We start from the raw sequence: 8700 nt of genomic DNA, 5'->3' as shown, positions 1-8700 counted from the left end.
ACGGCGCTCTTCAACGCCATGGCGCGTGTCATAATCGAAGAGGGGCTGGAAGCGCGCGACCTCATCGAGATGAGCACGGAAGGGTTCGAGGAGTTCCGCGCCTCCGTCCAGGAGTTCACGCCCGAGCGCGCGGAAGAGATCACCGGCGTTCCGGCGGAGGATATCGTCGCGGCGGCGCGCGAGTACGCGACAACGAAGCCTGCGGCCATCATCTACACCATGGGCGTCACCCAGCACATCTGCGGGGTCCAGAACGTGCAATCGCTCTCCAACCTGGCGCTGCTCTGCGGCAACTTCGGGCGGGCAAACTCCGGCGTCAACCCGCTGCGGGGCCAGAATAACGTGCAGGGCGCCTGCGACATGGGCTGCGGCCCCGTCGACCTGCCCGGCTACCAGAAGATCGCCAACGACGACGTGCGCCGGAAGTGGGAAGAGGCGTGGGGCGTCACCCTGCCCGCGCGTCCCGGCGTCACCAAGGTCGCCGCCATCGACGAGATGCTGGAGGGGCGCGTGAAGGCCGCCTACATCATGGGCGAGAACGTCCTCGTCTCGGAGGCGGACGCTTCGAAAGCGCAGCGCGCGCTGGAATCGCTCGACCTATTAGTCGTGCAGGACCTCTTCCTTACAGAGACCGCCCGCCTCGCCGACGTGGTGCTGCCGGCCGCCTCTTTCGCCGAGAGCGACGGCACGATAACCAACACGGAACGTCGCGTCCAGCGCGTGCGGAAGGCGGTCGACCCGCCCGGCAGCGCGCGCGAGGACTGGCGCATCCTGGCAGAGCTTTCGACGCGCCTCGGCTACCGCATGGACTACGAGGACGTCTCCCAGGTGTGGGACGAGATGGCCGCGCTCACGTCCGCCTTCACCGGCATCTCATACGAGCGGCTGGAAGGCGAGGGCATACAGTGGCCCTGCCCGACGCCCGACCACCCGGGGACGCCGTACCTCCACAGCGAGCTGTGGCAAGGCAAGCAGACGGCCTACTTCCGCCCCGTCGGGTACACTCCGCCGGCAGAGCAGCCCGACGACGAGTTCCCCCTCGTCCTGACGACGGGACGCCGCCTCCCCGCCTACCACACGCACACGCAGACGGGACGCTCGGCCGCGATACGGCTGCTCCTGCCGCGGGAAACGGTCGAGATCAACCCTGTCGACGGACAGCGGCTGGGCATCGAGGACGGGCAGAAGGTGCGCGTCGTGTCGCGGCGCGGCGAAGTAACGGCGGCCGCCCGGCTAACAGAGCGTTCGCCAGTGGGCGTGGTCTTCCTCAGCTTCCACTTCCCGGAGCAGGCGCTCACCAACGTCCTGACGAACGACGCCTACGACCCGGTCGCTCAGACGCCTGAGTACAAGGCCTGCGCCGTCCGCATAGAGCGCGCATAGCACACGCTGGGCTGCCCGAACCGGCGGGCCGTCCTCGTCCGTTCCTAAGTTGACAGGAATCAGCGCAATCGAGGCGTGGGTCACGCCCTCGCGGCCACCGTCGGCGCCGCGCGCCGGCGGACAACCCCGAGCGGCAGCACCTCGCGGCCCCAGGTCTCGTTGATTATCCCTCCCGCCGAAGCGTAGAGCGCCGCACCCGCCACCAGCAGGCCCTCGTAGCCGGCGATCTGGTGGACCGTTTCGTTGTGCTGGCCCCAGGCAAGCAGGTAGAACAGGACCGACAGTCCGGCAAAAACGACCTGCAACGCGACCGATATCCTGAGCGTACCCACGAACATGTACGTGGTGAAGAGTCCCCACGCGACCAGATACACGGACATGCCTTCCGGCGGCACTTCGCTTACGAGGCCGTTGTCCTCGAGTATAATCAGCGTCCCCAGGCCGATCCAGAAGACACCGTATGAGCTAAAGGCCGTAAACCCGAAGGTGTTGTTCTTCTTCGCTTCCCACATGCCGGCGAGAAGCTGCGCCAGTCCTCCGTAGAACAGCCCCAGGGCGAGCACCACTCCGATGCTGTCGCCGTCGATGATCTCGGCATTAATGACGTTCAGCACCAGCGTCGTTATCCCGAAGCCTGCCAGCCCCAGCGGGGCCGGGTTCGCCAGCTTCTCGCTGACTACCATCTCGCCGTTAGCCATAGAGTCAACCTCCTTAGTCTAGCTTTCGTCCGCTCCGTCAACTGTTGTACCGTGCATCCGTTTTAATTGTCTACACGCCTGACAACTGGAACTCGGACGGCGTCAACCGTATACTGGCCGTAGGGGAAAGGAGAAGCATGATCCCTGCCATCCGCACCTACGGGCTCTCCAAGCGCTACGGACAGGTGCTCGCGCTCGACAACCTCGACCTGACGGTGGAACGGGGCGAGATCTTCGGCTATCTGGGGCCGAACGGCGCCGGCAAGACGACGACGATCCGCCTCCTTCTCGACTTCATACGTCCCACTCAAGGCCGCGCCGAGGTGCTCGGGCACGACGTTCGCGCCGATTCGCTGGCCGTGCGTCGCCGCACCGGCTATCTGCAGGGAGACGTCGCGCTTTACGATGCCATGACCGGCGAGCATCTCCTCGAGTTGCTGAACCGGCTGCGCGGCGCGTCGAACCTCGCGCACGGGCGGGCGCTCGCCGAACGCCTCGATATCGACCTCAAGCGCAAGATAGGCGCCTACTCTTCGGGGATGCGCCAGAAACTGGCGCTGGTCGCCGCCCTCATGCCACAGCCCGAACTACTCATCCTCGACGAGCCGACGAAGGGGCTCGATCCCCTCGTGCAGCAGGAGGTCTACAAGATACTACGCGAGGAGCAAGCCCAGGGGCGCACGATCTTCCTTTCGTCGCACAATCTTCCGGAGGTGGAGCGCGTGTGCAACCGCGTGGCGATACTGCGCCGCGGCAAGCTGATGGCGGTCGAAGAGGTCGAGGCGATTCAGCACAAGAAGGTGCGCACGCTCGAGGTGACGTTCGAGCGGCCCGTGCCGCGCGAGGCGCTGCTCATCGCGGGGACGGAGCTGCGAAGCATGAACGGGAACCGCGCCGAATTCCAGGTCTCCGGGCACGTGCGCGAGGTGCTGCGCGCTCTCACCGAACTCCCGGTCGAAGATATCGTCTTCCCGGAGGCAACGCTCGAAGAGACGTTCATGCAGTTCTACAGCGAAGGGAGCGAGGAGTGAGCGCCGCGGTCTTCACCGTGAACGTCTGGTTCCATCGCTACACCGCGCTGGCGTGGGTAATCGGCGTCGGCGCGCTTGCCTTCCTCACGGGAGCCCTGTACCGCAGCATAGGCGCGGCCGACTACGTGGAGCTGATCGAGCAGTTCCCGGAAGGTCTGCGCGCGTTCATGGGTCTCGATCCGAATGCGCCCATACCGTCGGGAGAGGAGTTCGCGGTCAATCTTTGGATGAACACGCAGTTCCTGAGCTTTGGGGCGGCGCTGTTCGCCATCTACGCCGTCGTTCACTGCGGCGCCGCCGTCGCCCGCGAGCGCGAGAAAGGGACGCTGGACCTCATACTGAGCCAGCCGGTAGCGCGAAGCCGCTTCCTGCTCTGGCGGTGGCTGGTGTTCGTTGTCGCGTCCGCCGTCCTCGCGGTGGCCGCGGCGCTGACCTTGATGGCGGGGCTGGCTACCGCAGCCGCAACCGCCAACGTGCTGAACCTTTCGCTTACCCTCTTCCAGGCATGGATGGTGGCTCTGGCGGTGGCCGGTTACTCGCTGGCCTTCTCCTGCTTGTTCCTCTCGACAGCGAAGGCGGCAGCGGCGGCGGGCCTTCTCACCACCGCCTTCTACGCTATCGACATCGTCGCCCGGACAGTGGAGAGGGTGGAATGGTCGGGCAACATCTCTCTCTTCCACTTCTACGACCCGCAGCGCATCCTCGATACGGGGGAGCTTTCGTGGGTCGGTCTCCTGGTCTCCGGCGGAGTGGCCCTGGGGGCGCTGGCGGTGGCGGCGGTGATATTCGAGCGGCGCGACATCGTGACCTAGCGCACTGCCGAAAATGGCTGGGCACCCGCCTGTTTCTGCCCGACAAGCAGGTGCCCAGATTCAAGAGGCTCTTCGATTTTCAGTTGACGGCCGCGTTTGCCTGGGTATCCTCCGGAAGGCGGACCTTCTAGTGAAGATCGACCACGGTATCCAGGCCGGCGGGCGTCGTTCGCGCGATGACCATCGTGCCACCGAGCGGCGGCTTCACTTCGAGGGTGAAGGCAGCGTTGGCGCCGAGGGTGATCGCCGGGGTCTGCGAGGCCATGGTCAGGGTGATCTCCGCCAGTTCGCCGGCTTCCAGCAGGTTATCGCCGTCGCCTACGAGCCATGCCCTTTCCCATACGAGGTCGGAGTTGGCGACAGACGCGTCGCGATACGCCATCACGACTTTGTTGCTGGTGGCTGCGGGGTCGAGGTTGACCGGCTCGCCACCGGCGGCGTTGGCCAGGTCGAACACGAGGCTGGTCACGTTCGTGCCATCGGTGTTGGCGATGACGCTGCCGCGCAGCTCAAGCGAACCCCTGGTCTTCTGCAGACCGGAGTACACCGCCTCCTTGCCCCGCTCGGAGCTGAAGAGACCGGTGCTCAGCACGACGAATGCAAAGACCGTCGCCACGACTACGAAGGCGATCAGGATAATGGCCGTCTCAAGGCCCGTGATGCCTTCCTCTTCCCGATTTGCCCGTTTGACTAGCTTCAGTATCCTACTCATGCACTCCCTCCTTACGGAGTATGGGCCCTTTCAGAACGCGGCCCGTCACCCGCTCGCTGGCGGGACTAGCGGCGGCAGACTCTTGCCGCCAACCATCCGATTGGGTCTGAATGTGTTTCGAAACTTAAGGTCTCGCCATGAAGGGTGCCCACACCCTTGTTGGCGGGGGGGATAGCCCCTCAGTGGACAGCGAGGAGTCCGGAGGCGTAAGAGCGCGGTCTATTCTCTATCGAGGCCGGGCTAGTGGAAGAGCGGGCGCAGCCGGTCCAGTACCAGACGGGCGACGGAGTCGCGGCTCGATGGATCGATCGGAAAGACATGCACGTCGGCGCGAGAACGGACGGCGTCGGCCCAAGGGTGGGCGGCGAGCATTATCGTCCCCAGCACGGGCTTCCCACTTTCGATGGCATCAGTCACCGCGTCTCGGAAGTCTTGCGAATACAGCTCCATCCTGCCGATCTCGTCGATGAGAATGAGATCGCAGTCCTTCACAGCATCGTGGATTGCCGGGACGGCCACCTCGTCGATACCCCTGAGATTGACGCCGTATTTCCCGACGCGATAGGGGCTGCGAATATGGACCCCGGCAAGGGGGGCGCGCGTTCCCTGAAGCGTTACGATCTCGAACCCCGTGCGGCGGCCGTCGGTGCCCCGCGTCTCCTGCGTGTAAAAGCCGCCCGCCCTGACGGCAAGCGCCTCCACGATGCGCCGGACGACGGTGGTCTTTCCCGACCCGGGCCGGCCGCTGATGAGGAAGACGTTCTCGTTCATTCGCGGGCGAAGGGCGCCGCTACCAGATTCCCATCTCCATCCGCGCCTCTTCACTTGCCATCGTCTTCGGGTCCCAGGGCGGGCTGAACGTAAGCGCGAGCTCGACGCTCTCGACCCCGGGGAGCTCCGACGCCGAGCGCTGGATGGCGGCGGCGATAGCAGGACCCAAGGGACAGGCGGGGCTCGTCAGCGTGTAGGTGATGCGGACGGTCGTCCCTTCTATCTTCACTTTGTAGATGAGGCCGAGGTCGACGACGTTCATTCCCAGCTCGGGGTCGATGACGTCGCGTAGCTTCTCACGCACCGTCTCTTCCGAGAAAAGCATCCCCATACCCCTCTGGGATTAGTCGGAGCGGCGCTTGAGCCCCTCTCGGAGCGCGTGCCAGGCAAGGGTAGCGCATTTGACGCGCACCGGAAAGCGGGCGACGCCCTGGAACGCCTCCAGATCGCCCATCTCTTCCGGCGGCACGAAATCGGGGTCCTTCATCATCCGCATGAAGGCGTCGGCGAGCGCGACGATGTCGTCGACCGACTTGCCCTTCACCGCTTCCGTCATCATCGAGCCGGAGGCCTGGCTAATGGAGCAGCCACGCCCGCTGAAGGCCGCCTCCGTGATGCGCCCGTCCTCGAGACGCACGTGCACCTCGATCTCGTCGCCGCAGAGGGGGTTGTAGCCCTCCCCAACCACGTCGGGGTCGCTCAGCTTGCCGTGGTTCCGCGGATTGCGGTAGTGGTCGAGGATAAGCTCGCGGTAGAGCTCGTCCAGTTCCGGCTCAGGATAGTGGGACACGTTCGAAGAACCTCGCTGCTTCTCGTATTCCCCGCGCCAGGGCATCCACTTCGTCCGTCCGGTTATAGATGTAGAAGCTGGCGCGGGCGGTGGCGACCACGCCCAACCGCGCCATCAACGGCTGCGCGCAGTGGTGGCCGGCGCGTATGGCGATGCCATAGCTATCGAGCGCCGTGCCGATGTCGTGAGGATGCAGGTCGCCGTAGTTGAAAGCGACGACGGCGCCGCGGCTGTCCGCGTTCTTCGGGCCGTACACGGTGACGCCGGGGATGCCCGCCAGCGCCTCCAGAGCGTAGCGGCCAAGCTCCATTTCGTGCGCTCTCACCGATTCCATTCCCAGCGCCTTCAGGTAGTCGATGGCAGCGCCGAGGGCGATGACACCGCCGATATTGGGCGTCCCCGCCTCGAACTTCCAGGGCACCTCATTCCAGGAGGCGTCCTCCAGCGACACCCTGCTGATCATCTCGCCGCCGCCGAGGAAGGGCTCCATGTCCTCCAGGAGCTCGCGCCTGGCGTAGAGCACGCCGACTCCCGTGGGCCCGAGCATCTTGTGGCTGGAGAAGGCGAGGAAATCGCAGTCCATCTCCTGGACGTCGACAGGCATGTGGGGCACGCTCTGCGCCCCGTCGACGAGCGCGAGCGCGCCGCGGCTGTGGGCCCGCGCGATGATCTCCGCGGCAGGGTTGATCGTCCCGAGCACGTTCGACATCTGCGTGAACGCGACCAGCCGCGTCCTCTCGCCGATGAGCCGTTCGATGTCGTCGCGGCGCAGGCGCCCCTCGTCGTCGATGTCGATGAAGCGCAGTCGCGCGCCCGTCTCCTTCGCCAGCAGTTGCCAGGGGATGAGGTTGCTGTGGTGCTCCATCACCGTCAGCACGATCTCGTCGCCGGGGCGCAGCCGCTTCCGTCCCCAGGAGTGGGCCACGAGGTTGATGGATTCCGTGGTGTTGCGGGTGAAGACGACACTCTCGGCGGTCGGCGCGTTTATCAGGCCGGCCACCTTCGCCCGCGTCCCCTCATAGGCCGCCGTCGCCTCTTCCGCCAGAGCGTGCAGCCCGCGATGTATGTTAGCGTTCGAGCGCTCGTAGTACTGCGAAAGGGCATCGATGACCGCGCGCGGCTTCTGCGTGGTGGCGGCGTTGTCGAGGTAGACGAGCGGCCGGCCGTGTACTCGCCGTTCGAGAATAGGAAAGTCTCTTCGCACCGCTTCGACGTCTATCATCTCATTCTCCGTCTGAACTGCGGCGACGTCCCGCAGTCAGCCTGCGCCGCAGCACGCGCTCGATGCCGCTCCTGACGCCGTCGCCGTCGAGGCGGTCGAGCGCCTGGCGGAAGAAGCCCTCCACAATCGCCGTCTCCGCCTGCCGGCCTGACAGGCCCCGCGACATCAGGTAGAAGAGCTGCTCTTCGTCGAGCGAGCTGACGGTGGCGCCGTGGCTGCAGCGCGACACGTCGTGCGCCTCGATTTCGAGCACGGGCATCGGCCTCGCTTGCGCCCGGTCGCTGAGGAGCAGGCTGCGCGACTCTTGATTAGCGTCCGCGCCCGCTGCGCCGCTCTCGACGCGGGTGAGCCCGCGCCACTGGAGACGCGCGCGCCCCCTCAGCGCCGACTTGAACAGGAGGTCGCTCACCGTCTCCGGCGCCTTGTGCTCCTGCAACGTGCTGTACTCGAGGCGCTGATCGCCGCCGGCGACAGTGAGCGCGACGATGCGGGCGGTCGCGCCGTGGGCCGCGAGGACGGCCTCCAGCTTCGCCTTCGTAGAGGCGCCTCCCGTGCCGGCAACCATCAGATCGAGCCTGCTCCCCTCGCCGAGGACCGCCCGCAAGGTGAGGCGGCAGTCGGTGCTGCGCCCCCAGTCCTGCAACATTATGTAACGCACCCGCGCCCCTTCCGCGAGCACTATCTCGGCGACCGAGTCGCTGGCGGCGGGCGTTTTCCCTGTCGAGACGCCCGCCTCGACGAAGGTCGCGGCGCTGCCCCTTTCGGCGACCAGCAGGACGCGGCGGAACGCGCTCTCCGCGCCGCCGGCCAGGTACGCCAGCGGCTCGAGCGCCTGCGCGTCCGGGGGCAGGTACGCAAGCGCGCCGCCGCTCCACAACGCGCCGTTCAGCGCCTCGTCGCCGTTCTCTTGCGGCGTCACGACGCTCATCAGGCGCTCTCGCAGCAGCGAGGCGTGGTCGCGGGCGGCGGAATGCAGATCGGCGAAGACAATACCCTCCCGTGCAATCTCGGGGCTGAGCGAATGCGAGACGATTTCCCTCCCCCATTGCTCGATGACGCCCCCGAAGCGGCCGCTCCAGACGCGGCCCGTACGCGAAGACGTATCGCCGCTCCGTTCCGAAAGCAGCGCTTCGAGGCGCGCGCTCTCCGTCGAGGACCCCTGATACAGACGCCAGGCCTCGAGGCGGCGCTGCCGCAGCCACTCCGGCTCGTTATGCCGCGACGAGAGCGCGTCGATGAGCTCTGCGGCCTGTCCGCGGCTGGAAGTCACTGCCTGCATGC

General features: G+C 66.1%; 10 protein-coding genes. 3 read left to right on the top strand and 7 right to left on the bottom strand.

The window, feature by feature from the left end; all coding sequences use genetic code 11:
- Window positions 1–1383: molybdopterin-dependent oxidoreductase (locus QME71_05170; GenBank protein MDI6857689.1), on the top strand; the 1383-nt coding region annotated here is incomplete at its 5' end.
- 80 nt (window positions 1384–1463) lie between these two features.
- On the opposite strand, the gene QME71_05165 is transcribed toward QME71_05170, so the two are convergent.
- Window positions 1464–2081, bottom strand: coding sequence for an acetate uptake transporter (locus QME71_05165; protein ID MDI6857688.1), 618 nt, complete (start codon window positions 2079–2081; stop codon window positions 1464–1466).
- A gap of 137 nt (window positions 2082–2218) precedes the next feature.
- Between QME71_05165 and QME71_05160 the strand changes: the two genes are divergently transcribed.
- Together QME71_05160 and QME71_05155 are read left to right on the top strand one after the other, a co-directional pair.
- Window positions 2219–3112 (top strand): ABC transporter ATP-binding protein, encoded by an 894-nt coding sequence (locus QME71_05160; GenBank protein ID MDI6857687.1) that lies wholly within the window; start codon window positions 2219–2221, stop codon window positions 3110–3112.
- Window positions 3109–3924 carry an ABC transporter permease subunit gene (locus QME71_05155; protein ID MDI6857686.1) on the top strand — a complete coding sequence of 272 codons (816 nt, stop codon included), beginning with the start codon at window positions 3109–3111 and terminating at the stop codon, window positions 3922–3924. Before QME71_05160 ends, QME71_05155 begins: the two co-directional genes overlap by 4 nt.
- Before the next feature lie 127 nt (window positions 3925–4051).
- On the opposite strand, the gene QME71_05150 is transcribed toward QME71_05155, so the two are convergent.
- The 6 genes from QME71_05150 to QME71_05125 all read right to left on the bottom strand — a co-directional run bounded on the left by QME71_05150 (window position 4052) and on the right by QME71_05125 (window position 8698).
- Window positions 4052–4636, bottom strand: coding sequence for a hypothetical protein (locus QME71_05150; GenBank protein ID MDI6857685.1), 585 nt, complete (start codon window positions 4634–4636; stop codon window positions 4052–4054).
- 240 nt (window positions 4637–4876) lie between these two features.
- Window positions 4877–5407: an NTPase gene (locus QME71_05145; protein MDI6857684.1), complete on the bottom strand. Its 531-nt coding sequence runs from the start codon at window positions 5405–5407 to the stop codon at window positions 4877–4879.
- A gap of 19 nt (window positions 5408–5426) precedes the next feature.
- Entirely contained in the window at window positions 5427–5732 is a 306-nt protein-coding gene (locus tag QME71_05140) for a metal-sulfur cluster assembly factor (protein MDI6857683.1), read from the bottom strand.
- An 18-nt stretch (window positions 5733–5750) separates the two neighbouring features.
- A complete protein-coding gene (locus tag QME71_05135; protein ID MDI6857682.1) occupies window positions 5751–6197 on the bottom strand; it encodes an SUF system NifU family Fe-S cluster assembly protein in 447 nt (148 codons plus the stop codon).
- Window positions 6181–7419, bottom strand: a complete 1239-nt coding sequence (locus QME71_05130; protein MDI6857681.1) for a cysteine desulfurase — start codon at window positions 7417–7419, stop codon at window positions 6181–6183. Before QME71_05130 ends, QME71_05135 begins: the two co-directional genes overlap by 17 nt.
- A 1-nt stretch (window position 7420) precedes the next feature.
- Entirely contained in the window at window positions 7421–8698 is a 1278-nt protein-coding gene (locus QME71_05125) for a SufD family Fe-S cluster assembly protein (GenBank protein MDI6857680.1), read from the bottom strand.
- Window positions 8699–8700 lie beyond the last annotated feature (2 nt).

It is taken from the genome of Dehalococcoidia bacterium, assembly GCA_030018455.1.
Taxonomy (GTDB): domain Bacteria; phylum Chloroflexota; class Dehalococcoidia; order DSTF01; family JALHUB01; genus JASEFU01.
Note: the sequence above shows the minus strand (reverse complement) of the source record. Positions and strands in the feature narration are given on the sequence as shown.

What these genes read in the sequence shown, in the direction of transcription:
- QME71_05165 (MDI6857688.1), bottom strand. Translation starts at nt 2,081, where the DNA reads ATGGCTAACGGCGAGATGGTAGTCAGCGAGAAGCTGGCGAACCCGGCC.
- QME71_05160 (MDI6857687.1), top strand. Translation starts at nt 2,219, where the DNA reads ATGATCCCTGCCATCCGCACCTACGGGCTCTCCAAGCGCTACGGACAG.
- QME71_05150 (MDI6857685.1), bottom strand. Translation starts at nt 4,636, where the DNA reads ATGAGTAGGATACTGAAGCTAGTCAAACGGGCAAATCGGGAAGAGGAA.
- QME71_05145 (MDI6857684.1), bottom strand. Translation starts at nt 5,407, where the DNA reads ATGAACGAGAACGTCTTCCTCATCAGCGGCCGGCCCGGGTCGGGAAAG.
- QME71_05140 (MDI6857683.1), bottom strand. Translation starts at nt 5,732, where the DNA reads ATGCTTTTCTCGGAAGAGACGGTGCGTGAGAAGCTACGCGACGTCATC.
- QME71_05130 (MDI6857681.1), bottom strand. Translation starts at nt 7,419, where the DNA reads ATGATAGACGTCGAAGCGGTGCGAAGAGACTTTCCTATTCTCGAACGG.
- QME71_05125 (MDI6857680.1), bottom strand. Translation starts at nt 8,698, where the DNA reads ATGCAGGCAGTGACTTCCAGCCGCGGACAGGCCGCAGAGCTCATCGAC.